General features: G+C 63.3%; 23 protein-coding genes. 17 read left to right on the top strand and 6 right to left on the bottom strand.

Annotated elements, in window-relative coordinates; all coding sequences use genetic code 11:
* The 17 genes from ACYQ6T_RS01310 (at nucleotide 1) to ACYQ6T_RS01390 (ending at nucleotide 18,739) form a co-directional block, all read left to right on the top strand.
* Nucleotides 1–1,188: an MFS transporter gene (locus ACYQ6T_RS01310; protein WP_459826683.1), complete on the top strand. Its 1,188-nt coding sequence runs from the start codon at nucleotides 1–3 to the stop codon at nucleotides 1,186–1,188.
* Nucleotides 1,189–1,216: 28 nt separating this feature from the next.
* A complete protein-coding gene (gene leuC, locus ACYQ6T_RS01315; protein WP_459826685.1) occupies nucleotides 1,217–2,629 on the top strand; it encodes a 3-isopropylmalate dehydratase large subunit in 1,413 nt (470 codons plus the stop codon).
* Nucleotides 2,629–3,276, top strand: coding sequence for a 3-isopropylmalate dehydratase small subunit (gene leuD, locus ACYQ6T_RS01320; RefSeq protein WP_459826687.1), 648 nt, complete (start codon nucleotides 2,629–2,631; stop codon nucleotides 3,274–3,276). The genes leuC and leuD overlap by 1 nt, the downstream gene beginning before the upstream one ends.
* 3 nt (nucleotides 3,277–3,279) lie before the next feature.
* Complete coding sequence (gene leuB, locus ACYQ6T_RS01325) at nucleotides 3,280–4,347, top strand: 3-isopropylmalate dehydrogenase (protein ID WP_459826689.1); 1,068 nt, start codon at nucleotides 3,280–3,282, stop codon at nucleotides 4,345–4,347.
* A 21-nt stretch (nucleotides 4,348–4,368) separates the two neighbouring features.
* On the top strand, nucleotides 4,369–5,514 hold the full coding sequence (gene asd, locus ACYQ6T_RS01330) for an aspartate-semialdehyde dehydrogenase (protein WP_459826691.1): 1,146 nt from the start codon (nucleotides 4,369–4,371) through the stop codon (nucleotides 5,512–5,514).
* A gap of 47 nt (nucleotides 5,515–5,561) precedes the next feature.
* Complete coding sequence (locus ACYQ6T_RS01335; RefSeq protein WP_459826693.1) at nucleotides 5,562–8,288, top strand: motility hub landmark protein FimV; 2,727 nt, start codon at nucleotides 5,562–5,564, stop codon at nucleotides 8,286–8,288.
* Nucleotides 8,285–8,875, top strand: a complete 591-nt coding sequence (locus tag ACYQ6T_RS01340) for an energy-coupling factor transporter transmembrane component T family protein (RefSeq protein ID WP_459826695.1) — start codon at nucleotides 8,285–8,287, stop codon at nucleotides 8,873–8,875. The genes ACYQ6T_RS01335 and ACYQ6T_RS01340 overlap by 4 nt, the downstream gene beginning before the upstream one ends.
* A complete protein-coding gene (gene truA / locus ACYQ6T_RS01345) occupies nucleotides 8,875–9,696 on the top strand; it encodes a tRNA pseudouridine(38-40) synthase TruA (RefSeq protein ID WP_459826697.1) in 822 nt (273 codons plus the stop codon). The genes ACYQ6T_RS01340 and truA overlap by 1 nt, the downstream gene beginning before the upstream one ends.
* Nucleotides 9,696–10,337 carry a phosphoribosylanthranilate isomerase gene (locus tag ACYQ6T_RS01350; RefSeq protein WP_459826699.1) on the top strand — a complete coding sequence of 214 codons (642 nt, stop codon included), beginning with the start codon at nucleotides 9,696–9,698 and terminating at the stop codon, nucleotides 10,335–10,337. The genes truA and ACYQ6T_RS01350 overlap by 1 nt, the downstream gene beginning before the upstream one ends.
* Nucleotides 10,338–10,376: 39 nt before the next feature.
* Nucleotides 10,377–11,603 (top strand): tryptophan synthase subunit beta, encoded by a 1,227-nt coding sequence (trpB, locus tag ACYQ6T_RS01355; protein WP_459826701.1) that lies wholly within the window; start codon nucleotides 10,377–10,379, stop codon nucleotides 11,601–11,603.
* Nucleotides 11,600–12,439, top strand: coding sequence for a tryptophan synthase subunit alpha (gene trpA / locus ACYQ6T_RS01360; RefSeq protein ID WP_459826702.1), 840 nt, complete (start codon nucleotides 11,600–11,602; stop codon nucleotides 12,437–12,439). The genes trpB and trpA overlap by 4 nt, the downstream gene beginning before the upstream one ends.
* A complete protein-coding gene (gene accD / locus ACYQ6T_RS01365) occupies nucleotides 12,436–13,359 on the top strand; it encodes an acetyl-CoA carboxylase, carboxyltransferase subunit beta (protein ID WP_459826704.1) in 924 nt (307 codons plus the stop codon). The genes trpA and accD overlap by 4 nt, the downstream gene beginning before the upstream one ends.
* Before the next feature lie 6 nt (nucleotides 13,360–13,365).
* Complete coding sequence (gene folC, locus ACYQ6T_RS01370; protein ID WP_459826706.1) at nucleotides 13,366–14,700, top strand: bifunctional tetrahydrofolate synthase/dihydrofolate synthase; 1,335 nt, start codon at nucleotides 13,366–13,368, stop codon at nucleotides 14,698–14,700.
* 524 nt (nucleotides 14,701–15,224) lie between these two features.
* Entirely contained in the window at nucleotides 15,225–15,545 is a 321-nt protein-coding gene (locus tag ACYQ6T_RS01375; RefSeq protein WP_459826708.1) for an SPOR domain-containing protein, read from the top strand.
* Nucleotides 15,542–16,042 (top strand): CvpA family protein, encoded by a 501-nt coding sequence (locus tag ACYQ6T_RS01380; protein ID WP_459826710.1) that lies wholly within the window; start codon nucleotides 15,542–15,544, stop codon nucleotides 16,040–16,042. The genes ACYQ6T_RS01375 and ACYQ6T_RS01380 overlap by 4 nt, the downstream gene beginning before the upstream one ends.
* Nucleotide 16,043: 1 nt before the next feature.
* On the top strand, nucleotides 16,044–17,576 hold the full coding sequence (gene purF, locus ACYQ6T_RS01385; protein WP_459826712.1) for an amidophosphoribosyltransferase: 1,533 nt from the start codon (nucleotides 16,044–16,046) through the stop codon (nucleotides 17,574–17,576).
* Entirely contained in the window at nucleotides 17,573–18,739 is a 1,167-nt protein-coding gene (locus ACYQ6T_RS01390) for an O-succinylhomoserine sulfhydrylase (protein ID WP_459826713.1), read from the top strand. Before purF ends, ACYQ6T_RS01390 begins: the two co-directional genes overlap by 4 nt.
* On the opposite strand, the gene ACYQ6T_RS01395 is transcribed toward ACYQ6T_RS01390, so the two are convergent.
* The 6 genes from ACYQ6T_RS01395 to trxC form a co-directional block, all read right to left on the bottom strand.
* Nucleotides 18,718–19,476, bottom strand: a complete 759-nt coding sequence (locus ACYQ6T_RS01395) for a UDP-2,3-diacylglucosamine diphosphatase (protein ID WP_459826715.1) — start codon at nucleotides 19,474–19,476, stop codon at nucleotides 18,718–18,720. The two genes, ACYQ6T_RS01390 and ACYQ6T_RS01395, sit on opposite strands and share 22 nt — an antisense overlap.
* A 14-nt stretch (nucleotides 19,477–19,490) precedes the next feature.
* Complete coding sequence (gene dnaJ, locus ACYQ6T_RS01400; protein ID WP_459826717.1) at nucleotides 19,491–20,648, bottom strand: molecular chaperone DnaJ; 1,158 nt, start codon at nucleotides 20,646–20,648, stop codon at nucleotides 19,491–19,493.
* 85 nt (nucleotides 20,649–20,733) lie between these two features.
* Entirely contained in the window at nucleotides 20,734–22,653 is a 1,920-nt protein-coding gene (dnaK, locus tag ACYQ6T_RS01405; protein ID WP_459826719.1) for a molecular chaperone DnaK, read from the bottom strand.
* Between the two features lie 65 nt (nucleotides 22,654–22,718).
* A complete protein-coding gene (gene grpE / locus ACYQ6T_RS01410; protein ID WP_459826721.1) occupies nucleotides 22,719–23,318 on the bottom strand; it encodes a nucleotide exchange factor GrpE in 600 nt (199 codons plus the stop codon).
* Nucleotides 23,319–23,393: 75 nt separating this feature from the next.
* A complete protein-coding gene (locus ACYQ6T_RS01415) occupies nucleotides 23,394–24,119 on the bottom strand; it encodes an alpha/beta fold hydrolase (protein WP_459826723.1) in 726 nt (241 codons plus the stop codon).
* Complete coding sequence (gene trxC / locus ACYQ6T_RS01420; RefSeq protein ID WP_459826724.1) at nucleotides 24,116–24,547, bottom strand: thioredoxin TrxC; 432 nt, start codon at nucleotides 24,545–24,547, stop codon at nucleotides 24,116–24,118. The genes ACYQ6T_RS01415 and trxC overlap by 4 nt, the downstream gene beginning before the upstream one ends.
* Nucleotides 24,548–24,551: the final 4 nt, after the last annotated feature.

Genomic DNA, 24,551 nt, shown 5'->3' on the forward strand with positions numbered 1-24,551 from the left:
ATGAACCGGCGCGACTTCCCCTTTTGGCCGCTTGCCGGCTACCAGCTCTTCTATTTCGCCTTCATCGGTATCTTCTCCCCCTATTTTCCGCTCTACCTCGACGCGATCGGGTGGAGCGCGGCGTCGATCGCCGCGTTGATGGTGGTGATGCAAGGGGCACGCGTCGTCGCGCCTACCCTCTGGTCGCTCTGGGCCGGCTCGCGCTTCGACCGCATGCGGCAGGTGGTCCGCTGGGCGCCCCTTGCCGCTGCGGCAGGCTTTTCGCTCTTCTATTTTTCGGAAGAGGTCGCGCTTTCGCTCACTGCGGTCGGCGTGGTGGCTTTCTTCTGGAGTGGGGCGTTACCGCTCTTTGAGGCGATGACGCTCGCCCATTTGGGGCGAGAGGTGCGGCGCTATCCACTCGTTCGCCTCTGGGGGTCGATCGGATTTATCACCGCGGTGGTCGGAATCGGCATTTGGCTGGAGGTGATGCCCATAGCCACGCTCCGCCACTGGATCATTGCGGTGCTGCTGCTGCTTGCGCTCTGTGGCTGGACGTTGCCGCTTCCCGAATGGGAACACCCGGCAGCGACGGGGGTGGGGCGAGCGCGGTTTGCGTGGTGGCGTGAACCCCAGATCGTCTGGTTTTTGTTGGCCGCTTCTCTCATGTCGGTGGCGCACGGGGCGCTCTACACCTTCTTTTCGCTCCATTTGACGCTGCTTGGCTACAGCAAGACGATGGTCGGTTTTCTATGGGCGCTCGGGGTGGTCGCCGAAATCGTCCTCTTCTTTTTTTTGCCCCGCTTGACGGCGCGCTGGGGGGTGAGATGGCCTTTTGTCGCCACCTTTGCTATCGCCGCCGGCCGTTTTCTCCTGATCGGCTGGTGGGCCGACGCGTTACTCTGGGTGGTGGTGGCGCAGACGCTTCATGCAGTCACCTTTGCGCTCTACCATGGGTGCGCGGTGCAGCTCATCAACGCCTGGTTTGGCGCCCGCGCACCGGCCCTCGGGCAGGCACTCTATAGCTCCCTCTCGTTTGGCTTGGGTGGGATGGTCGGTTCTGCGCTTGCCGGTTGGGTCTGGACTGCAGCAGGTCCGGGTTGGACCTTCACCGCGTCGGCACTCGCCGCGCTCGTCGGGCTCTTTGCCGCGACGCAGAGTGCGCTGCGCGCCCCACGATTTGCCACACAGCGCGATGGTGTGGAATAATTGCACGACGACATACAAGGAACTTGGGATGGCAGGCAAGACACTTTACGATAAACTGTGGGACGCCCATCTCGTCCGGCAAGACCCGGATGGAACGGCGCTTCTTTATATCGATCGCCACCTTGTCCATGAGGTGACGAGCCCGCAAGCCTTTGAGGGGTTGCGTTTGGCGGGGCGAAAACCGTGGCGCGTCGACTCGGTGGTGGCCACTGCCGACCACAACGTCCCAACCGATCCCGGTGAGGTGGAGATCCGCGACCCGATCTCGCGCGAACAGGTGGTGACCCTCGACGAAAACATCCGCTCCTTTGGGGCACTCGCTTACTTTCCCTATCGCGATGCGCGGCAGGGGATCGTCCATGTGATCGGCCCGGAGAGCGGCGCGGTGCTGCCGGGGATGACGGTGGTCTGCGGCGACTCCCACACCTCAACCCACGGGGCTTTTGCGTGCCTCGCGCACGGCATCGGGACTTCTGAGGTCGAACACGTGCTCGCAACCCAGTGTCTCGTCGCGAAGAAGTCGAAGAACATGCGCATCTGGGCAGAAGGTGCACTCTCCCCTGGTGTCACCGCCAAAGATCTGATTCTGGCGATCATCGGCCAAATCGGCACGGCGGGCGGTACCGGCCACGCGATCGAATTCGCTGGCCCTGCGGTGACTGCGCTCTCGATGGAAGGGCGGATGACCATCTGCAACATGGCGATCGAAGCGGGCGCGCGGGTCGGGATGGTTGCAGCAGACGACCGGACGATCGACTATTTCGCCGACAAGCCGCTTGCCCCGAAAGGAGCGCTGTGGGACGAGGCGGTTGCCTATTGGCGAACGCTCCAGAGTGACGCCGACGCCCGCTTCGACCGGGAGGTGACGATCGACGCGCGGACGGTTGCCCCGATGGTGACGTGGGGAACCAACCCCGAACAGGTGACGACGATCGAGGGCGCTGTTCCCGATCCCGATTCGTTTGCCGATCCGGTCAAACGGGACGCCGCGCGGCGGGCGTTGGCCTATATGGGGTTGCAACCCGGTACGCCGATCACCCAGATCGCCGTCGATCAGGTCTTCATTGGCTCGTGCACCAATTCGCGGATCGAAGATCTGCGTGAGGCGGCGAGGGTGGTGCAAAAGGTGGGACGAGGGAAGGCGGAGCAGGTGAAACGGGTGCTCGTCGTCCCCGGTTCGGGTGCGGTGAAGGCGCAAGCGGAAGCCGAGGGGCTCGATCGCATCTTTCGCGCCGCAGGGTTTGAATGGCGGGCGCCGGGCTGTTCGATGTGCCTGGGGATGAACCCCGACCAGCTGCAGCCGGGTGAGCGGTGTGCCTCCACCTCCAACCGCAATTTCGAAGGGCGGCAGGGTCCGGGCGGGCGCACCCACCTCGTCAGCCCAGCGATGGCCGCTGCCGCAGCGCTCTTTGGTCATTTCGTCGATGTGCGGAGTCTCTGATGCAACCTTTTACCGTTCATGAAGGGATCGTCGCTCCGTTGGACCGCGCCAACGTGGACACCGATGCGATTATTCCGAAGCAGTTTCTCAAGTCGATCCGCCGTAGCGGCTTTGGCCCCTACCTCTTCGACGAGTGGCGTTATCTCGACCGCGGTGAGCCGGGGATGGACTGTTCTCGCCGGCCGAAAAACCCCGACTTCGTCCTCAACCAACCGCGTTATGCCGGGGCGACGATTCTCCTTGCCCGGGAAAATTTCGGTTGCGGGAGCTCGCGCGAACATGCGCCGTGGGCGCTCGTCGACTTCGGTTTCCGCGCGATCATCGCCCCGAGTTTTGCCGATATCTTTTACAACAACAGCTTCAAGAATGGGCTCCTCCTCATTACCTTCCCCCCTGAGACGGTGAGTGACCTCTTTGCCGAATGCGCAGCGACGCCGGGTTACCGGCTGCGCATCGACCTCGCGGCGCAAACGGTCACGAAACCGGATGGAACGGTGCTCACCTTCGCGATCGACCCGTTCCGCAAGGAGTGCCTCTTGAACGGGTGGGATGAAATTGGCCTGACGCTGCGTCACGCCGACGAGATCCGTGCTTTTGAGGCGGAGTACCGCAAGCGCTTTCCCTTCTACTTTGCGACGAAAGGATGATTGATGCGAGCGACGAAAAAGGTCTGCGTTCTCCCCGGCGACGGGATCGGCCCGGAGATTGTCGGCGAAGCGGTCAAAGTGCTGAAGGCGATGAAGCTGCCGCTCGAGTTCGAGACGGCGCTCATCGGTGGTGCCGCGGTAGACGCAGCGGGTGACCCCTTTCCCGAAGCGACACGGCAACTTGCAGAAGAGGCCGACGCGGTGTTACTGGGCGCCGTCGGTGGGCCGAAGTGGGACACCCTTGCCCGCCCCCTGCGTCCCGAACGGGGGCTTTTGGCGATTCGCAAAGCGCTCAACCTTTTTGCCAACCTCCGGCCAGCGACGCTCTACCCGGAACTTGCCGCGGCGTCGACCTTGAAGCCCGAGGTGGTCGCTGGGCTCGACCTCCTGATCGTTCGCGAGCTCACCGGAGACATCTATTTTGGCGAACCGCGGGGGATTGAAGTGCGCGGGGGCGAGCGGGTCGGGTTCAACACGATGATCTATTCCGAGAGCGAGATCCGCCGCATCGGCCGGATCGCGTTTGAAGCCGCGCGCAAACGGCGCAAGATGCTTTGCTCCGTCGACAAGATGAACGTGCTCGAGACGACGCAACTGTGGCGCGACGTGATGAACGAGCTCGCCCCCGAATACCCCGACGTGACGCTCACCCACATGCTCGTCGATAATGCCGCGATGCAGCTCGTGCGTGCGCCGAAGCAGTTCGACGTGATCGTAACCGGCAACATGTTTGGTGATATTCTCTCTGATGAAGCGGCGATGCTGACCGGTTCGATCGGGATGCTGCCTTCGGCGTCGCTCAACGAAACGGGCAAAGGGCTTTATGAACCGTGCCACGGCTCAGCGCCGGATATTGCCGGGCAGGGGGTAGCCAATCCGCTCGCGACGATTCTTTCGGCGGCGATGATGTTGCGCTACAGTTTCGGCTGGGAAGAGGAGGCGCGAGCGATCGAAGCGGCGGTGCGTCGCGTGCTCGCGCAAGGGGTGCGGACGCGCGACATCGCCCTTGCCGGCGAGCGGGTGGTGGGTACGAGCGAAATGGGCGACGCAGTGGTCGCGGCGCTCTCGTAACAGGTTCGAAAAGGAGAGAACATGGCAAAACCTCGGGTGGGATTGGTGGGCTGGCGCGGGATGGTCGGCTCGGTCCTCATGCAGCGGATGAGCGAAGAGGGGGATTTCGCGCTGATCGAACCGGTCTATTTTTCGACCTCGGCAGCGGGGCAAGCGGCGCCCACCTTCGGGGGCGTTGTGCCCGAGTCGCCGCTTCTGGACGCTTATGATCTCGACGCGCTCAAGAGCACCGAGATCATCATCACCTGTCAGGGGGGCGACTACACCAAACGGGTCTATCATGCGCTTCGTGACGCGGGTTGGCAGGGGCACTGGATCGACGCGGCGAGTACGCTGCGCATGGAACCGCACACCGTGATCATCCTGGACCCGGTGAACCGCGCGGTGATCGATCGCGCGCTCGCCGCAGGAGGGCGGGACTGGATCGGCGGGAACTGCACCGTTTCGCTCATGTTGATGGCGATCGGCGGTCTCTTCCGAGCGGAACTCGTCGAGTGGGTGAGCTCGATGACCTATCAGGCGGCATCAGGTGCTGGGGCGCAGAACATGCGCGAGCTGCTGCTGCAGATGGGCCGCCTCTACCAAGCGGTGGAAGCTGAGTTGCGTGACCCGGCGTCGGCGATTCTGGCGATCGACCGGAAAGTGACCGAAACGATGCGCTCGAGTGACTTCCCCACCGAGCACTTTCGCGGCGTGCCGTTGGCAGGGAGCCTCATTCCCTGGATCGACGTGCCGGTGGAACACGGCCAGTCGAAAGAGGAGTGGAAAGGGGGGGCAGAGTGCAACAAGATTCTTGGGCTTCCCCCGTTTCGCTCGCCCGGTTCGATCCCGATCGACGGGCTCTGTGTCCGGATCGGCGCGATGCGCTGCCACTCGCAGGGGCTGACGATCAAGCTCAAGCGCGATGTGCCGTTAACCGAGATCGAGTCGCTGATTGCTCAGGCGAACGCCTGGGTGAAAGTGGTGCCGAACGAGCGCGAGGTGACCGAACGGGAGCTCACCCCCGCCGCGGTCTCGGGGACGCTCACCGTGCCCGTCGGGCGGCTCCATAAACTTGCGATGGGGCCGGAATACCTCGGCGCCTTTACGGTGGGGGACCAGCTCCTCTGGGGGGCGGCTGAGCCCCTTCGTCGGATGTTACGCATTCTGCTGGAAGCGCGCGGGTAGGATCGCCCCGAAACTGGGAGAGAGGCGTGGGTACTCCGCATCAAAGGGTGAAAAAGTGGGTTGCCCTCATGGCAAGTGGGTGGGCGTTTTCGTCGGCTTTTGCGGCGACGCTCGGCGAACTCAACGTCGTCTCCCGCTTGGGGGAGCCGCTCACCGCTTATGTCCGCGTCGAAGCGGACGCGGGCGAGATGCGCTCGCTCGCGGTCCGGCTCGCCGATGAGGGGGCGTACCGTGAAGCGGGAATTACCCCATCGCCCCTCCTTCCCCAGCTCAAGGCAAGGCTGATTCGTCAGGGTGCCGGTTGGGCGGTTGAACTCAAAACCAACGAACCGGTCCGCGAGCCGTTTGTCAATGTGCTCCTTGATCTGCGTTGGAACGGTGGGCGGATCCTGCGTGAATATGCGATCCTCATCGATCCTCCGGAATACGCGTTGCCTGCTCAGCCCATTGTCGCGCGTCCGGTAGCGCTTCCGGCGGGCGTGGAGAAGCGGCTCAAGGCGGCGGCATCTTTTGAGCGTGCTGCGCCTGTTACGACTGCGGAGGGTCGCACAGTTAAGGCCGGCGAGACGTTGATGCAGATCGCGCGCGAGGTACAACCCTCAGGCGTTCCCCTTGAGGTAGTCCTCTACGCGTTGTGGCAGAAAAACCCCGAGGCGTTCATCGCCAAAGACATGAACCGGCTCCAAGCCGGTGCCCGCTTGCGGTTGCCGTCGCCCGACGAGTTGGCTGCGATCCCCGTGAGTGAAGCCCGCTCGGTGCTTCGCACCCAGGTCCGTTCCTTTGCCCGTCATCAGCAGCAGGTTGCGGCAACGCCCGCCCAGGTTGCTGCCCTTGAGGGAAGCGCGGCGAAAGGGAAGGTGGTCTCTCGCGCCGAGGTAACCGCTCCCCAGGACGCGCTGAAGCCCGCCGACCAGGTTGAAGTTCAGCCGACGCGGCTAATCGACGCAGGGAAGGCCGCGCGAAGTGCTCAAGGGGGTCAGAAGGGGGGCGAAACAGTCCCAATCGAGGATTGGCTCGCGTTGAAAGCCAATCTGCAAGAGACACAAGAACGTATCGCGCAACTGGAACGACAGTTGGCGAAGATGTCGCAACTGCTCGAGGTCCAGTCGGCGCTCCTCGCGCAACTGCAGCAACAGAGTAGTGGTGCGGTGGCGCTTCAGGGAGAGAAGAAAGCTTCCCCAGAGAAGGCGTCCGCACAGCCGCCTGCTGAGCCGCCGCAGCAAGCTGAATCTACCCCCGCTGCGCCAACCCCAGCCAAAGAGGCGGCTCGGGAGCCTGCGCCACCTCCTACCGCAGCGAAAGAGCGTACCCCACAGGAAGCGGCACCCACCCCGCCTTCCCGCTCGGTGGAACCCAGCATCGTCGACTTTGTGCTCGAAGAGCCGCTCCTTCTTGCCGGCGGGGGCGGGGCGCTGCTACTGCTTGCGGCGCTTCTTCTTCGCCGCCGCAAAGAAAAAGGGGAGGTTGCAGCGGCGGAGGCTCAAGCTGAAGTGCCCGCAACCCCAACAGCGACCGTGACCACTGCTTCGCAACCGCAGCCCAGTGAGCTCAAAACGCTCTCCCCCGAACCCACTCCGTCCCGCCTCACCGCTGCATCGGGACAAGAGGTCGATACCTCCGCGAGTATCCTCGGTGCCGATTTTACCCAGGTGGCGTTCAACGCTCTTCAAGCCGATGAGGGGATCGACCCGGTGACCGAAGCGGAGGTGTTGCTCGCCTACGACCGGGACCAGCAGGCTGAAGAGATCCTCCTCGATGCGCTCAAAGAGACACCCAACCGGCCACAGATTCCGTTGAAACTTCTTGAAATCTACGGAAAACGGGGCGACCGCGACCACTTCGACCACTACTTCGGTCTCCTTGCTGCCCTCACGGGTCAAAGTGGCAAGGATTGGGAGCGGGGGCTGGCCCTTCACGAACGCTTTTTTGGTCCCGTTCCGGAAAAGTGGCAACGAACGGTTTCGGCAGCGGCGGATAAGGAGGAAGAGATCCTCGCCTTCGACGAGGAGCAGTCAGCGCCTCCTCCCTCCATGTTGCCGATGGAAGAGCAAACGAACCCACCAGCCGAGCAGCCGGTTGCCTCGGAGCCTGAAGCGCTCGACTTCACCCTGGGGCGCGATCTGCCGGAAGCGCCGCAGGAGGAACCCGAAGCGCCGCAGCGCGCAGAAGAACCAGCGGTCTCTTTCGAAATTCCCCTCGAGCTTGAGCTTCCCGCAGCACCCGAGACGACCGCGCAGCCTGAGCCCGTTGCTGAGACGCCGTCGCACCCTGAGCAACCCGCCGCCGAAGAGGAGCCCAAACTCGACCTCGATCTCGACTTCGACCTCGACCTGGAGTCTACCCCGCCAGCGGCAGAGAAAGTTGCCGAGGAGATCACCCTTCCCGATCTCGACCTCGATTTTGCGCCCGACGTCGAGAAAGAGGCGACTGCTCCACCCCCTGCGGCTGAGGAGGTGTCTCTGCCGGAGTTTTCCCCTGCGCCAGAATTACTCAAACCTTCGGGTGCCGCTGAGGAACCGCCCCCAGAGAAACAGCCGCGCGATTCCGAACTGGACCTCTCCGATCTTCCTGACGTCGATTTGGGGACCGTCATCGCCGAAGGGGAAGGGGAACCTGATCGTGAGATCGACGACAGCCGGATCCAGCTCGCGCAGGCCTATCTCGATATGGAAGACTTTGAGGGGGCACGCGAGCTTCTGGAGGAGGTGATGCGCGACGGTACCCCTGAAGCGAAGGCGAAAGCGGAGGAGCTTTTGGCCCAACTGCCCCAGTGAGTGAACCCGCGTCCATCCCCTATCCCTTGCGAGTGTGGCTCTGGATCGCCGGGGCGCTTCTCCTTCAGACGGTCTCGGCGCTACCAACGCTCCTGGTCATCACGTCGGGGACGGTCGCAGGTGCCGCCTGGTTCGATCGCGGGCGCCTGCTGAGGCTCTTGCGGCGTATCCGGTGGATCGTGGTGAGTATCGTTCTCCTCTTCGGTTGGCTCACGCCAGGAACAGCAATCCTCCCGATTGCGGTGCCGCTGATGCCGACTTACGAAGGACTCACGCTCGCTCTGGAACATGGGTTGCGTCTCGTCGCTCTGGTGGCGTGGTTGGTCTTTTGGTTTTTGTGGCTCCCGATTGCCGAACAGCCGCGCGCCCTCTACCGCGCCTTCACCCCACTCGTTTGGCTGGGCGTCCCGCTCGACCGCTTTGCGGTGCGCCTTGCACTCATCCTTGACCTGCTCGATGAGATCGCCGCCCGCCCCATTCGCCTTCGCGATTGGCGGCAGCTCCCGCAGTGGCTCGAAGAGGGGGAGGCCGCAAGCTTTCCGCCGACAGACCCTTCACCGAACCCCCAAGCGGAGACGAACCGGTAATGCACGGAACCGAGCGGTGGCTGTTGGTTGTCGCCTACGCTGGTGAGCGCTTCCACGGCTGGCAGAGTCAGCCGTCGGGAGCCACGGTACACGACCACCTCGCAAAAGCGGTCGCGGCGATTGCCGGCCACTCGGTGCGTCTGATCTGTGCCGGTCGGACTGACGCTGGGGTCCATGCGCTCGCTCAGGTGGTCCATTTCGATACCTCGGCGCGCCGCCCCCCTTCCGCCTGGGTGCGGGGGGTGAACGCCCATCTTCCGCCCGGGATCGCGGTGTGGCATGCGCAGCAGGTCGAAGGGGATTTTCACGCCCGTTTTTCGGCCAGAGCACGGCGCTACCGTTACCTTCTCTTTGTTGGCGCAACGCCGCCGGCGCAGTGGGTCGGCAAGGTCGGGTGGTTCCACCGGCCGCTCGACGCGGTGGCGATGGCCGAGGCCGCGAAGCGGCTGCTTGGAACCCACGACTTCAGTGCGTTTCGTGCCGCCGAGTGCCAAGCCCGCTCGCCGATTCGCACGGTGACGGTCGCCGACGTTCGTCCCATGCCGGGCGGCTTTGCCTTCGATTTCGAAGCCGACGGCTTTCTCCACCACATGGTGCGCAACTTCGTCGGTACCCTGGTGACGATCGGCAAAGGGGCAGCGCCCCCGCAGTGGGTTGATGAGCTGCTGGCCGCACGCGACCGCACTCGCGCCGCGCCCACCTTCATGGCCGACGGTCTCTACTTCTGCGGAGTCGATTACGGTTTCCGCCCGGAACTTCCTGGCAACGGCCGAATCATCCGAATACCCCACTTGGCGATGAATGATTGGGAGGAGTGCTGATGGTCGCAACACCCCACCGCATCCGGATCAAGATCTGCGGCCTCACCCGGGCTGAGGATGTCGCTGCGGCAGCGGCGCTCGGGGCTGACGCGCTCGGCTTTGTCTTCTACCCCCCAAGCCCTCGCGCTGTCTCGGTCGCAGCGGCGGCGGCGCTCTGTCGCGACCTTCCCCCGTTTGTTTCGGTGGTCGCGCTCTTCGTCAACCCCGACCCGGAACTGGTCACCGCGGTTACGACCGCGCTCCCGACGGCGATGCTCCAGTTTCACGGCACTGAATCGCCCGAGTTCTGCCGCCAGTTTGCCCGTCCCTACCTCAAGGCCTTTCCCGCTGCCCCCACAGCTGAACTTCTGTTGGCGCGCATGGCCGACTACCCCGACGCGAGCGGCTGGCTCGTCGACACTCCGACCCAAGGTTTTGGCGGAAGCGGCGAGACCTTCGACTGGTCGCGCCTTCCCACCCCCGAAGAGCGCGAGCGTCCCTTGATTTTGGCCGGCGGCCTCAACGCGGCGAACGTCGGCGAAGCGATCACTGCAGTCCGCCCCTGGGGGGTCGACGTCAGTAGCGGCGTCGAGGCCAGTAAAGGGGTAAAAGATCGCGGTAAAATCGCGCAATTCGTCGCAGCAGTGCGCAACGCCGAATAAGCGCTCGCTCTATCGTCGCACGCACCATAAGGAGATACGATGTCCGCCCCCCATCCATTTGCCGCAGGACAACCCTACAACTACCCCGACGCGAGGGGCCATTTCGGGCCCTTCGGTGGTGTCTTTGTGGCCGAGACGCTCATTCCGGCGCTCGAAGCGCTCACCGCTGCCTATGAAGAGGCGAAAAACGATCCCCTCTTTCGTGCCGAATTCGAACGGGATCTCACCCACTACGTCGGCCGGCCGACCCCGATCTACCACGCGAAACGGTGGTCGGAGGCGCTCGGCGGGGCGCAAATCTTCCTCAAACGGGAGGACCTCAACCACACCGGCGCGCATAAGATCAACAACTGCATCGGGCAAGCGCTCCTGGCTCGGCGGATGGGTAAGCCCCGGGTCATTGCCGAAACGGGCGCAGGCCAGCATGGGGTAGCGACCGCTACAGTCGCCGCGCGCTTTGGCCTCAAGTGCGTCGTTTACATGGGGGCCGAAGATGTCCAACGGCAGGCGGCCAACGTCTACCGCATGAAACTCCTCGGCGCCGAGGTGGTGCCGGTCCACTCCGGTTCCAAAACGCTCAAGGATGCGCTCAACGAAGCGTTGCGCGATTGGGTGACCAACGTTCACGATACCTTTTACATCATCGGTACGGTCGCGGGACCCCACCCCTACCCGATGATGGTGCGCGATTTCCAAGCGGTCATCGGACAAGAGGCGCTCCGCCAAATGCCGGAGGTGGCCGGCAGGCAACCCGACTACGTGATCGCCTGTGTCGGCGGGGGGTCGAACGCGATGGGGATCTTCTACCCCTATATTACTGAACCGTCGGTGCGCCTCATTGGGGTGGAGGCCGCGGGCGAAGGGATCGAAACGGGACGGCACGCTGCGAGTCTCTCCGCGGGCCGCCCGGGGGTGCTCCACGGCAACCGAACCTATCTCCTCCAAAACAGTGACGGACAGATCCTCTCGACCCACTCGATCTCGGCGGGGCTCGACTACCCTGGTGTCGGGCCCGAGCATGCGTGGCTCAAGGAGACGGGGCGCGCCGAGTATGTCGCGGTGACCGACGACGAGGCGCTTGCCGCATTTCACGCCCTTTGCCGCTACGAGGGAATTATCCCTGCGCTCGAGTCGTCCCATGCGCTCGCTTATGCGGCGAAACTCGCGCCGACCCTTCCGAAAGAGAAGATCATTCTGGTCAACCTCTCCGGCCGTGGCGACAAAGATATGGCCACAGTAGCGCAACGATCTGGGATCACGCTATGAACCACGCACGACCTCACCGCATCGACCGCGCTTTTGCTGAGCTCGCAAAAAAGGGGCAAAAAGCGCTGATTCCCTTTGTCACTGCCGGCTTTCCCCGTCCGGAAAAGACCGTTTCCCTCATGCACGCGCTCGTTGCGGCAGGAGCCGACCTCATCGAGCTCGGCGTTCCCTTTTCCGACCCGATGGCCGACGGTCCAACGATCCAGCGCGCGAGCGAAGTGGCGCTCGCGAACGGCCAGACGTTGGCCAAGACGCTCGCGATGGTCGCCGAGTTTCGCGCCAACGACCCATCGACCCCAGTGGTGCTGATGGGCTATCTCAACCCGATCGAGGCGATGGGGTGGGCGCAGTTCGTCGCCAAGGCTGCCGAAGTCGGCGTCGACGGGGTGCTTACTGTCGATCTCCCGCCGCAAGAGGCGGAAGAGCCGGCGACACGGATGGCTGCAGCGGGTCTCGCTCCGATCTTTCTCCTCGCCCCTACCTCGTCACCCGAACGGGTGCAGGCCGCGGGGCGATTGGGGCGGGGCTACCTCTACTACGTCTCTTTGACCGGGGTGACGGGCGCCGGCCACCTCGACGTTCAAGAAGTAGCGGAGAAGCTCGCCCTGTTGCGCCAGTGGGCGTCGATGCCCATTGCGGTGGGTTTCGGGGTGAAAGACCCCGCGTCGGCCCAAGCTGTTGCGCGGGTCGCCGACGCGGTGGTCGTCGGTAGCCGTCTGATCGAAGCGATCGAAGCCGATCCAGACCATGCTGAGCGGGTCGCGGCGGCGCTCGTCGCATCGCTTCGCCAGGCGATCGACGCCGTTGCCGGTGTAGAGGAGAGGGATCAGCGATGAACTGGTTAGACAAGATCATTCCCCCGGGCATTCGCCGGGTGACTGGCAGCGCGCGCAAGAGTGTTCCCGAGGGACTGTGGACCAAATGCGAAGGGTGTGAAGCGGTGCTCTACACCGCTGACCTCGACGCCAACCTTCGCGTCTGTCCGCAATGCGGCCACCACCACCGGTTGGGTGCGCGGGCGCGGCTCGATGCGCTCTTGGACAAAGAGGGGCGGGTGGAGGTCGGGAGCGACGTTCGCCCGAGTGACCCTCTGCGATTCAAGGACAGTAAGCGCTACAGCGAGCGGCTGAAAGAGGCGCAGCGTGCCACAGGGGAACAGGATGCCCTCGTGGTGATCGCTGGGACGATTGACGGCGTTCCGGTTGTCGCCGCGGCGTTCGAATTCCAGTTTCTCGGCGGCTCGATGGGGTCGGTGGTTGGCGAGCGTTTCGTGCGGGGGGTGCGTGAGGCGATCGCCCGGGGTGCGGCATTCGTTTCGATCGCCGCGAGTGGCGGGGCGCGGATGCAGGAGGGGCTCTTCTCGCTCCTCCAGATGGCGAAGACCAACGCGGCGCTGGCGAGGCTTTCAGATGCACATCTCCCCTATCTCTCCGTCCTTACCGACCCGACGATGGGAGGGGTGTCGGCGAGTTTCGCCTTCATGGGAGATCTGGTGGTCGCGGAACCCGGGGCGCTGATCGGTTTTGCCGGGCCTCGGGTGATCGAACAGACGGTGCGGCAAAAGCTCCCGGAAGGGTTCCAGCGCGCCGAATTTCTCCTTGAGAAAGGGGCGATCGACGCGGTCGTCGACCGGCGGGAGCTGCGGAGCTGGGCATCACGGACGTTGCGGATGCTTCTCCCTCCTTCGGCGCAGGGGGTTCTTTCCGAGCCTGACGTTGGCCATTGCCCGCCGATCATCAGCACAACAAGCCAGTAGCGTCTCATGACTGAAGCGCAGCAGAACGCCGTGCCGGTTGCGCACGACGGTGATCGACCCCAAAGCGTCGAAGCGTGGTTGGCGCTTCTCGAGGCGCGGGGGGGCGAAGCGCGGATGGTGTTGGGCCTGGATCGGGTCCGCACTGTCTGGGAGCGGCTCTGGGGGGCGCGCCCCTTTCCCCATCCGGTGGTGACGGTCGCCGGAACTAACGGCAAGGGGTCGACTTGCGCCTACCTCGACGCGATCTACCGCGCTGCCCACTACCGAGTTGGGTGTTACACCTCGCCTCATTTGGTCCGCTACACCGAGCGGATCCGGATCGACGGGCGCGAAATCGACGAGCGCGCGCTCATTGCCGCCTTTGACGCGGTTGAGGCGGCGCGCGGTGCCGTGCCGCTCACCTATTTCGAATTCGGGACGCTCGCCGCACTCTGGCACTTCGCCCAATCGCCGCTCGACGTGGTGATCCTCGAAGTCGGGATGGGGGGACGGCTCGACGCCGTCAATCTCATCGACCCCGATGTCGCGATCATCACGACGGTCGATCTCGACCACCAAGAGTGGTTGGGGGGGGACCGCGAGGCGATTGGTCGTGAGAAAGCGGGCATCTTTCGCCCTCACCGTCCTGCGGTGGTGGCCGATCCCGCTCCCCCCGCAAGCGTTCTTGCTACCGCGCACACCCTTGGTGCGCCGCTCTTTTGCTTCGGCGAGGAGTTCGGCTTCGAAGAGCAAGGGACGCAATGGCGTTGGTGGTCACGAACGCACGGCCAGCGCGTCGGACTCCCTGCTCCGGCGCTCCGCGGCGCGGGGCAGTGGCACAACGCGTCGGCAGCGCTGATGACCGTTGCGCTTCTCAGCGAGCGCTTCCCCGTTGCGCAGCAGGCGGTACGGGAGGGGCTTTTGACTGCCGAGCTTCCAGGACGATTCCAGATCCTGCCGGGGCGACCCCTCGTGATCCTTGACGTCGCCCACAACCGGCAGGCGGCGGCGGCGTTGGCGGAGAATCTCACCGCACTCCGGATGCCGACACCGACGACGGCGATCTTTGGCTGCTACCGCGACAAACCGGCGGACGAGATGGTCGCACAGCTCGCTCCGCACGTCGACCGGTGGTGGCTTGTGCCTACTCCTGGGGTGCGCGGGCAGAGTGCTGAGGCGCTTGAGCCACTCGCACGCGCAGCCGGTGTCCGAAACGTCGCGATCGCTCAAGGGGTCGAAGCGGCGCTGGAACGGGCGATCCGGGAAGCGGGCCCCGATGATAAAATTATCGTTTTCGGTTCCTTCTCTCTGGTTGGACGGGCCCTTGCATGGCGCAACAGCGTGCGCTCAACGAATCGATGACCGACGGCGCAGCGCCTCCTGTGAGCGAAGCGTTGGTCCGTGCGCGCCGCCGTTTTTTTGGCACGCTATTTCTCTTCATCCTGAGTGCCCTGTTGTTGCCGTGGGTGATGGATTCCCAGCCGCCCGAAACGCTTCCCTCGCCGACGATCCGTTTGGTGACCGAGGGGCAACCCCCTGTGGTTTTGCACGGCCCACCGCCAACCCAGGTGATACCCGAATCTTCTGGAGAAGCACCTTCCGCCAATCGAGAGGAGGCGCCACTCCAAGGGGCCTCACAGGGCGACGGGCCCGCTTCTTCCCACTCCGCTCCAAAGGGGGGTGAACCGGTTGCTGCAGGAAAGCCGATGCCTTCAACCGGTTCAGAGAAGGGGGGAGGAAGGGGCGGTGAGTCGCCGGCCTCTCCATCAGCCAAATTCGCAGAGAAGGCTCCTCCAACACCTCCTCCGGCACCAACATCCCCCGCGCCCTCAGCCGCACCCACGTCACCGGTTCCCTCGCCACCGGTAGCCTCGTCACACGGCGAAGTGCCCCGCTGGTCGGTCCCGCAACTCCTTGACCGTGCCAAAGCACAGGCTGCGCTTCAGGGTTTTTTTGCGACGCAGCCGCTCACCCAGTTTTGGTATGTCCAGGCGGGCGCCTATAAAAGTGAAACGCAGGCTGCAGAGGTGGTCGCGCGACTACGTGCCGCAAAGCTCTCTGCCTACCTGATGGCGGGCGAGGGGGGATGGTATCGCGTCCGTGTCGCCCCCTTTGTCAGTAAAGATGAGGCCGATGCAGCTGCTGAAAAGGTCGCTCGGGTGATCGGCGGCAAACCTCAGGTGGGTGCTCAGCGGGTTGGACGATGAACCCGTTTGATCTCGTGGTGGTGGGCGTCGTGCTCCTGTCGGTGATTGTCGGGATTTGGCGTGGAATTGTCGCTGAGCTCCTGTCGCTTGCAGCGTGGGGCGTAGCGCTCTTTGCCGGTTGGTTGTGGGGCGAAGCGTTGGGGGAGCTCCTTTTTGCCGATGCCCTTCACGATCCCCGCCTTCGCTGGGTGGCGGGGGGGCTGCTGCTCGCGCTCGTGGTCTTTCTCGTGAGCGCATTACTTCGGGTGCTCCTCGGTGAAGTGCTCAAAATCAGCGGGCTGGCCTCATTTGACCGTTTCTTGGGGGCTTGGTTTGGTTTGGCGCGCGGGGTTGCCGTGGTCCTACTTGCGGCCCAGATTTTGCTCTGGCTCGGTGGGGGTCGGACCGAATGGTGGCAGAGCGCGAAAACCCGCCCGTGGGTTGAATCGGCTTTGACTGAAGCGCTGACGTGGTTACCGAAATCGGTGACCGAGCGAATGGAAAAAAGGGGAGTCTGAGATGTGTGGCGTCATTGGGGTTGTGGCAGAGGAGCCGGTCAACCAGATCCTCTACGATGGGCTGCTCGTTTTGCAACACCGCGGGCAAGATGCCGCCGGGATCGCCACTGGTGCCGACGGTCGCTTCTATCTTCACAAAGGGCCCGGGCTTGTTCGCGACGTCTTTCGCACCCGCAACATGCGCAGCCTCATCGGTACCTGGGGGATCGGCCACGTGCGCTACCCTACTGCGGGAGACCCCTGTGACGTCTCAGAGGCGCAACCCTTCTACGTCAATTCTCCCTTTGGGATTCTGCTCGCCCATAACGGCAACCTGACGAATGCCGAGGCGCTCAAGGCAGAGCTCTTTCGCACCGATCGGCGGCACATCAACACCAACTCCGACTCTGAGGTGATCCTCAACGTGCTCGCGCACGAGCTGCAGATGAACGCCACGGGGCTCGAGCTGACCGACGAAGCGGTTTTTGCCGCGGTTCGCGGGGTCCATCGCCGCTGCCGGGGGGCTTACGCGGTCGTTGCGATGATCGCTGGGTACGGGCTCCTCGCCTTCCGCGACCCCTTCGGCATTCGCCCGCTCGTCTTCGGTAAGCGCCAAGGAATGCGGGGGACCGAATGGATGGTCGCGTCCGAATCGGTCGCGCTCGACGTCCTCGGGTTTGAGCGGGTGCGGGATGTCGCGCCGGGTGAGGCGATCCTCTTTTCGCTCGACCGCGGAATGCGCGCTGAGCAGTGTGCCGACCGGCCGATGCTCGCGAGTTGCCTCTTTGAGTTTGTCTATCTCGCCCGCCCCGATTCGCTGCTCGACGGGGTTTCAGTCTATGACGCGAGGGTCAAGATGGGGGAGAAGCTCGCCACCCGTTTTCGGGCGCTCATGCCTCATGAGACCGTCGACGTGGTGATTCCGGTCCCCGATTCGTCGCGCCCCGCCGCGATGGAGATGGCCCACCGCCTCGGCGTTCCTTACCGCGAGGGGTTTGTCAAAAACCGCTACATCGGGCGGACCTTCATCATGCCTGGGCAGGCGGTGCGGAAAAAGTCGGTCCGGCAGAAACTCAACGTCATCGAACAGGAGTTTGCGGGCAAATCGGTCCTCATCGTCGATGATTCAATCGTCCGCGGCACCACCTCGCGCGAAATCGTCCAGATGGCGCGTGACGCGGGCGCCAAACGGGTGATTCTCGCCTCTGCTGCCCCACCGGTGCGCTACGCCAACGTCTATGGGATCGACATGCCGACGCGGAGTGAATTGATCGCGGCCTTTCGCACCGATGAGGAGATTTGCCAAGAGATCGGCGCCGACCGGATTCTCTACCAGAGCCTCGAGGATCTGAAGGCGGCCGTGCGCGAACTCAACCCCGAGATCACCCACTTTGAGGCCTCCTGTTTCGACGGCCACTACATTACCGGTGACGTCTCGCAAGAGTACCTCAACGAGGTCGAATCCCGCAGGTCACGAAGCGGTAAAGAGGAAGCTGCGACTGGGCACCAGCTGGACCTGACTCTGACCACAAGCGGTGAAGAGGGGGGTGTATGAGGGCCAAGACCATAGCGGTGCGCCAAGGGCTCGAACGGAGCCACTTTCAGGAGCACAGTGAGGCGCTCTACCTCACCTCGAGCTTTGTTTTTACTTCCGCGGCACAGGCGGCGGCGCGCTTTGCTGGTGAAGAGACGGGGTTCGTCTATTCGCGCTACGCCAACCCGACGGTAGCAACCTTCGAAAGTCGTCTCGCTGCACTCGAAGGGGGCGAAGAGGGGATTGCGACCGCTTCGGGGATGGCGGCGATCCTTGCCGTGGTGATGACCTTTTGTCAGGCAGGCGATCGGATCGTTGCCGGGCGGGGGCTCTTTGGCGCGACCCAGCAGCTCTTCTCCCAGATTCTCTCCCGCTTTGGGGTGACCACCGAGTGGGTTGATCTCACCGATCTTGCCGCGGCTGAACGGGTGATTGCGGCAACCCGTCCGCGTCTGGTCTATTGCGAGAGCCCCACCAATCCCCTCACCGAAGTGATCGACCTCAATGCCGTCGCGCAGTTGAGCCACGCTGTCGGGGCGCTCTTTGTCGTCGACAACTGCTTCTGTACCCCGATCCTGCAACAGCCCTTGGCGTTCGGGGCCGATCTCGTCGTCCATTCGGCGACGAAATACCTCGACGGTCATGGGCGGGTGTTGGGGGGGGCGGTGGTGACCCGTCGTGATTTAGCTGAGCCGTTGGTTCGCTTCCTGCGCACTGCTGGCCCGTCCCTTTCGCCCTTCAACGCATGGGTTCTGACGAAAGGGTTAGAGACGTTGCCGATTCGCATGGCGGCCCATTGCGACCATGCGATGCAGGTGGCCGAGTTTCTGGCGAACCATCCGCGCGTCGCCCGTGTTTTCTATCCCGGGTTGCCGAGCCACCCGCACCATCTGTTGGCCAAACGGCAGCAGCGGGGGTTTGGCGGGATTGTCGCGTTCGAGATTGCCGGTGGCCGAGAGGCTGCGTGGGGTGTGATCGATCGGGTGCGGCTCTTCTCGATCACCGCGAATCTCGGGGATGCGAAAAGCACGATCACCCATCCGGCGTCGACAACCCACGGGCGGGTTGCCCCCGAGGTTCGGGCCGCGATGGGAATCACCGAGGGGCTCATTCGCCTCTCGGTGGGACTCGAAGACCCGGAGGATCTCATCGCCGACCTCGATCAGGCGCTCGCGGCGCGGTGAAACCCTTCCCGGTCGAGGCGGGCGACCGCTCTCCCCCCATCTTCGCGCCACTCGGCAAGAACCCAACGCATCTGGGGCTTATCCTGACCGCGCAACCGGTAGGTGAATTGCTTCGGCTGATGGGTGTGACCATGGATGAGGTGGGCAGAGGGGTAACGGGTCAGCAACGCTTCGACCGCCTCGTTACTGACATCTTCCGGGTAGTCGCGCCGCGCGCGGCTTGCTGCACGCAGCTTCTGGGCAAATTCGAGCCGCACATCGAGCGGTTGGGCGAGGAACGCCTTTTGCCAGTGGGGAGAACGTGACTGCGCCCGCCACGCGAGATAGTCCGGTTCCTGCCAACAGAGGGCGTCGCCGTGGGTGAGGAGATACCGCTCTTTGCCAATCACAACGCCTGCAAGAGGAGGGAGGCGACGCCACCCCAGACGGCGGGCGAGTTGGCGACCAGCGAGAAAGTCGCGGTTTCCTGCTTGAAAAAGAATCAGGCGCTTTTCTGACTGAGTAGCGAAAGTAGCCCAAAGCGAGGCGAACGGGGCAGGGGACCAGTCATCCCCGATCCAGTAATCGAAAAGATCGCCGAGAATCGCGACCGGCTCCCCAATGGGGAGCGATGCGAGCCACTCCTCAAACCGTTTTTGCCGCTCCGTCACCGTAAAGGGGTCAAGGTGAAGGTCTGAGACCAGCCAGAGCGACGGGAGCGTCAGCCAGAGGCGGCAGACGAGTTTCGGCGGGCGCATCGCTTTGTTGAGCCTTACTCCTCGTCAGCGCGCTCTGAGGGGCTCGCCGTGAAGAACTCCCGGACGCGGTCGAGCCAACTCTTGCTCTTCGGTTGCTGTTTTTCGTGGTGTTCGCGGCCAATCGCCTCAAATTCCCGCAGAAGCTCCTTTTGTCGCTCGGTGAGGTTCACCGGCGTTTCGACGACGACATGACAGTAGAGGTCACCGTAGCCGTGGTGACGGACGTTCCTGATCCCCTTGCCGCGGAGGCGGAAAACTTGTCCGGTCTGGGTTTCTGGCGGAATTCTCAGACGGGCAGAGCCGTCGAGTGTCGGAATCTCGATCTCGCCGCCGAGCGCAGCGGTGACGATGGAAATGGGCATTTCGCAATGGAGATCGTCGCCGTCACGCTGGAAAATGGGGTGGGGCTTGACATGGATCTCGACATAGAGATCGCCCGGTGGCCCTCCGTTGATCCCCGGCTCGCCGTAACCACTTTGCCGCAACCGCATCCCGGAATCGATCCCTGCGGGGATTTTAACCTCGAGGGTTTTGTGGCGGCGAATCCGACCCGCACCGCGGCACTCGGGGCAGGGGTCGGTGATGATCGTTCCCGCGCCGTGGCAGTCGGGGCAGGTCTGTTGGATCGAAAAGAAACCCTGCTGCATTCGGACCTGACCTGCGCCCCCGCAGGTGGGGCAGGTGCGGGGCTGTGTTCCCGGTTTGGCACCGCTGCCGTGGCAGGTGGGACAGGCTTCATAGGTGGGAATGCGAATCGTTTTGCTCGCACCGTGCGCCGCCTCTTCCAGGGTGATCTCGAGGTGGTAGCGCAGATCGGCCCCGCGATAGACCTGGGTACGGCTGCGGCGTGTGCTGCCGCTGCCAAAAAGGTCTTCAAAAATATCGCCAAAAGCACTGGAGAAGTCGTCAAAACCGCGCGGACGAGCTTGTGCCGCCGCAGCGCTCGGGTCAACGCCCGCCATGCCGTAGCGATCGTAGGCCGCGCGCTTCTTCTCGTCGGAGAGGATGTCGTAGGCGCGTTGGATCTCTTTGAACTTCTCTTCCGCTTCCTTATTGTCGGGATTGCGGTCGGGGTGGTATTTCATCGCGAGCCGGCGGTACGCCTTTTTGATCTCCGCGGCCGACGCGTCGCGCGATACTTCCAGAACGGCGTAGAGGTCGATCTCGGTCATGGGCTATCCATCACAGAAAAGGCAAAAGAAACCGCCACCGGCTCCGGTGACGGCTTCGTGCAGAAGGGCGCAAGGGTGAGGCGCGTCACGACTTCCTGTCGTTCTTCACCTCGGTGAATTCGGCGTCGACCACGTCGGCGTCTTGGGCGGCCGTAGCGGAGCCGGTGGCGCCCGTAGTCGTGCTGCTTGCGCTTTGCGCTTTTTGCATCACTTCGGCACTCACGCGCGCGAGTTTCTCCATCGCCGCTTCAATCGCCGCTTTGTCTTCACCTTTCGACGCGCGTTCTGCCTCTTCGATCGCCGCGTCAACTTGGGCTTTGTCGGCGGCAGCCACCTTGTCACTCACTTCACCCAGCGACTTCTTCACCGAGTGGATGAGCGCGTCGCACTGGTTCCGCGCTTCCACCAGCTCGCGCATCCGGCGGTCCTCGGCGGCGTGGAGCTCGGCGTCGCGGATCATCTGCTGGATCTGCTCTTCGGTGAGCCCAGAGTTCGCCTTGATCGTGATCTTGTTCTCTTTACCGGTATCCTTGTCTTTCGCCGAAACGTGCAAGATGCCGTTCGCGTCGATGTCAAAGGTCACCTCGATCTGCGGCACGCCGCGCGGCGCAGGACGGATCCCTTCCAGGTTGAATTCACCAAGGAGTTTATTGTCGCGCGCCATTTCGCGCTCCCCTTGGAAGACCCGGATCGTGACCGCGGTTTGGTTGTCGTCAGCCGTAGAGAAGATCTGCGTCGCCTTCGTCGGGATCGTCGTGTTTTTCTGGATGAGCTTGGTCATCACGCCGCCGAGCGTCTCGATCCCGAGTGAAAGGGGCGTGACGTCGAGGAGCAGCACATCCTTCACTTCCCCTTGCAAGACCCCCGCCTGGATCGCCGCACCGATCGCAACCGCCTCGTCGGGGTTGACATCTTTACGCGGCTCTTTGCCGAAGAACTCCTTGACCTTCTCTTGCACCTTCGGCATCCGGGTTTGGCCGCCGACCAGGATCACCTCGTCGATATCCTTGATGGTCAGACCCGCGTCCTTGAGCGCGATGCGGCACGGTTCGATCGTCCGTTCAATGAGGTCTTCGACGAGCGATTCGAACTTCGCCCGGGTGATCCGCATCGCCAGGTGTTTCGGGCCCGACGCATCCGCGGTGATGTAGGGGAGGTTCACCTCAGTCTGCTGGCTCGAGGAGAGTTCGATCTTCGCCTTTTCCGCCGCCTCTTTCAGCCGCTGCATCGCCAAGGGATCTTTCTTGAGATCCACCCCTTGCTCTTTTTGGAATTCAGCGACGATGTAGTCGATCAACCGGTTGTCGAAGTCTTCGCCGCCGAGGAAGGTGTCGCCATTGGTCGCAAGGACCTCAAATTGGTGTTCACCATCGACCTCCGCGATTTCGATGATCGAGATGTCGAAGGTACCCCCGCCGAGGTCGTAGACCGCGATCTTGCTGTCGCCCGGCTTTTTGTCGAGACCATAGGCGAGCGCGGCTGCAGTCGGCTCGTTGATGATCCGCTTCACCTCAAGCCCCGCGATCCGACCAGCGTCTTTGGTCGCCTGGCGTTGCGCGTCGTTGAAGTAGGCCGGAACGGTGATCACCGCTTCGGTCACCTCTTCGCCGAGGTAGTCTTCGGCGGTCTTTTTCATTTTGCGCAGCACCTCGGCCGAAATCTGCTGCGGCGAGAGCTTTTTCCCCGTAGAGGTTTCCACCCACGCGTCACCATTGTCGGCGCGGATGATCTTGTACGGCATCAGCTTGATGTCTTTTTGCACTTCAGGGTCTTCGAAGCGACGACCGATCAGCCGCTTGATCGCGTAGAAGGTGTTGGCCGCATTGGTCACGGCTTGCCGTTTTGCCGGCGCTCCAACAAGGATTTCACCGTCAGCGGTGTACGCGACGACCGACGGCGTCGTGCGTGCCCCTTCCGAGTTTTCGATCACGCGCGGCTTGCCATTCTCCATCACCGCAACGCAGCTGTTGGTGGTTCCCAAATCGATACCGATGATTTTGCCCATTGTTGACTCCTATAACGTTTCTGTGTTGGAACTGTTGTTCATTATGCGGGCTGCCCCGCGCACTTTCAAGAGGCGCTCTTCGCTTTCGTGACCATTACGAGCGCGGGACGGAGAACGCGATCGTGGATGAGATACCCTTTTTGCAGGACTTGCGCCACCTGGTTGGGTTCGCCCTCCATTTCGATCATGCCGATCGCTTGGTGACGGTTAGGGTCAAACTTGCTTCCGTGCGGGTTCTCCTCCTGGATACCAAACTGCGCGAGTGCCGTTGTCAGTTGTTTCAACGTGAGTTCAACCCCTTCGCGCAGATTCTCCACCGTCTGATTCTCCGTGGCAAGAGCCGCTTCCAGACTGTCTTTCACCGGCAGGAGCGCCGCAGCAAATTTATCGACGGCGTAGCGCCGCGCTTTGGCGATCTCCTCTTCCGCGCGCCGCCGGGCGTTTTCCGCTTCCGCCTTGGCCCGCAGCCACGCGTCGTAGTGCTCGGCAGCCTTCAATTCAGCCTGGCGAAGAAGCTCTTGCAAGTCGGGAACCGAATCGACAGCCCCCTCCTTTGCCTCTGCCTCTTCAGCCAAGTGGGCCGTGGTCACGGTCTTGGCCCCCGTTTGCACCGGTTCATTCTGCGCGGCAGAGGATGCTTGGGTTTTGCTCTGTTGCTGAGTCATAAAGCGTTGCTCCCATTCTCGTGGTTCAATTGTAATGAAATAGGGGCCGTCGCGACCGCTTTCAAGGGGGGCTGGTCAGACGTGAAGACCGGGGTGCGAAAGGGTCGAGATCGCCTCGACGATCACCTCTTGGTGGCGGAGAAACGGGGCGTGTGCGGCTTGGGGAAGCGCGAGCAACTGGCCGTGTGGTACGGCGTCGGCAATCGCGCGGCCGGCGGCGCAGGGGATGAGGGGATCGGCCTCTCCATGGATCACCAGCACCGGCTGGGTAAGGGTAGGCAACAGCGGACGAAGGTCGACGGTGGCGAGCCACTCGAGTCCTGCGAGCAACACCGGGAGTTCTGGCGCGGGATCCACCAAGGAGAGGAGCTGCGCGGTGAGCGTTTTGTGGTCCGGTTCCCCGCGAAGAAACCCGCCGATGAAGCGCGGCAGCATCGCTGGTTCGTCGGCGGCGATTGCCGTACGGAATTCGGCGAGTGCTTCGGGGGTCAGACCATGGGGCCAGCCGGGGCGGGTGACGAAGGAGGGGGTGGCGCTGATCACGACCGCCCCGGCGACCTTCTGCGGGGCTTGTGCGGCAGCGGCAAGGGCGAACATCCCTCCCAGCGACCAGCCCACAACCACCGCCCCCTCAGGGAGCGAGGTGACGAGCCGGTCGACCGCTTCGGCAAAGTCGGTGGTGAAGGGTGTTTCGCGGTAGCCAGGGAGATCGTACCAGCTTGCGTTGAGCGCATCGGCAAGCGCCGTGAGCGGCCCTCGCCCCAACCGCCACCCTGGGATGAGGACAACCGGGTTCGTCATCGCAGGCTTCCTTGGATCCAGGTGAGGAGCCGTTGCGCATCCATCGCACCGCTTGTCCGCGTCACCTCGCGACCGCCGCGGAAGAGCGCGATTGTTGGGATGCTGCGAATCGCGTATTGCGCGGCCAAATCGGGGTTCACTTCGGTATCGACTTTGACGAAGTGGATGTTCGGTGCCCGCTTGGCCGCCTCAGCAAAGTGGGGCGCCATCATCCGGCAAGGACCGCACCAGGGGGCCCAGAAGTCGACGACGACAGGAATCGACGGCTGAAGGACATGCCGGCCAAACCAGGCCGAATCGACCTCGATCGGTCTTCCCGGAAAAAGCGCACTCTTACACTTCCCGCAGACGGGGTTGTCGCCCAGGCGCTCTGCTGGGACGCGGTTCAACGCGTGGCATTGCGGGCAAGGGATCATCAGCGGTTCCATTTCG

The sequence above is a fragment of the Hydrogenophilus islandicus genome (assembly GCF_054657095.1).

Excerpts from the sequence above, each read along its gene's own strand:
- ACYQ6T_RS01380 (WP_459826710.1), top strand. The coding sequence starts at position 15,542 with ATGAACCCGTTTGATCTCGTGGTGGTGGGCGTCGTGCTCCTGTCGGTG.
- ACYQ6T_RS01415 (WP_459826723.1), bottom strand. The coding sequence starts at position 24,119 with ATGACGAACCCGGTTGTCCTCATCCCAGGGTGGCGGTTGGGGCGAGGG.
- trpA (WP_459826702.1), top strand. The coding sequence starts at position 11,600 with ATGAACCACGCACGACCTCACCGCATCGACCGCGCTTTTGCTGAGCTC.
- ACYQ6T_RS01310 (WP_459826683.1), top strand. The coding sequence starts at position 1 with ATGAACCGGCGCGACTTCCCCTTTTGGCCGCTTGCCGGCTACCAGCTC.
- trpB (WP_459826701.1), top strand. The coding sequence starts at position 10,377 with ATGTCCGCCCCCCATCCATTTGCCGCAGGACAACCCTACAACTACCCC.
- leuB (WP_459826689.1), top strand. The coding sequence starts at position 3,280 with ATGCGAGCGACGAAAAAGGTCTGCGTTCTCCCCGGCGACGGGATCGGC.
- trxC (WP_459826724.1), bottom strand. The coding sequence starts at position 24,547 with ATGGAACCGCTGATGATCCCTTGCCCGCAATGCCACGCGTTGAACCGC.
- leuD (WP_459826687.1), top strand. The coding sequence starts at position 2,629 with ATGCAACCTTTTACCGTTCATGAAGGGATCGTCGCTCCGTTGGACCGC.
- accD (WP_459826704.1), top strand. The coding sequence starts at position 12,436 with ATGAACTGGTTAGACAAGATCATTCCCCCGGGCATTCGCCGGGTGACT.
- asd (WP_459826691.1), top strand. The coding sequence starts at position 4,369 with ATGGCAAAACCTCGGGTGGGATTGGTGGGCTGGCGCGGGATGGTCGGC.
- grpE (WP_459826721.1), bottom strand. The coding sequence starts at position 23,318 with ATGACTCAGCAACAGAGCAAAACCCAAGCATCCTCTGCCGCGCAGAAT.
- folC (WP_459826706.1), top strand. The coding sequence starts at position 13,366 with ATGACTGAAGCGCAGCAGAACGCCGTGCCGGTTGCGCACGACGGTGAT.
- truA (WP_459826697.1), top strand. The coding sequence starts at position 8,875 with ATGCACGGAACCGAGCGGTGGCTGTTGGTTGTCGCCTACGCTGGTGAG.
- ACYQ6T_RS01395 (WP_459826715.1), bottom strand. The coding sequence starts at position 19,476 with ATGCGCCCGCCGAAACTCGTCTGCCGCCTCTGGCTGACGCTCCCGTCG.
- dnaJ (WP_459826717.1), bottom strand. The coding sequence starts at position 20,648 with ATGACCGAGATCGACCTCTACGCCGTTCTGGAAGTATCGCGCGACGCG.
- purF (WP_459826712.1), top strand. The coding sequence starts at position 16,044 with ATGTGTGGCGTCATTGGGGTTGTGGCAGAGGAGCCGGTCAACCAGATC.
- ACYQ6T_RS01390 (WP_459826713.1), top strand. The coding sequence starts at position 17,573 with ATGAGGGCCAAGACCATAGCGGTGCGCCAAGGGCTCGAACGGAGCCAC.
- ACYQ6T_RS01350 (WP_459826699.1), top strand. The coding sequence starts at position 9,696 with ATGGTCGCAACACCCCACCGCATCCGGATCAAGATCTGCGGCCTCACC.
- leuC (WP_459826685.1), top strand. The coding sequence starts at position 1,217 with ATGGCAGGCAAGACACTTTACGATAAACTGTGGGACGCCCATCTCGTC.
- dnaK (WP_459826719.1), bottom strand. The coding sequence starts at position 22,653 with ATGGGCAAAATCATCGGTATCGATTTGGGAACCACCAACAGCTGCGTT.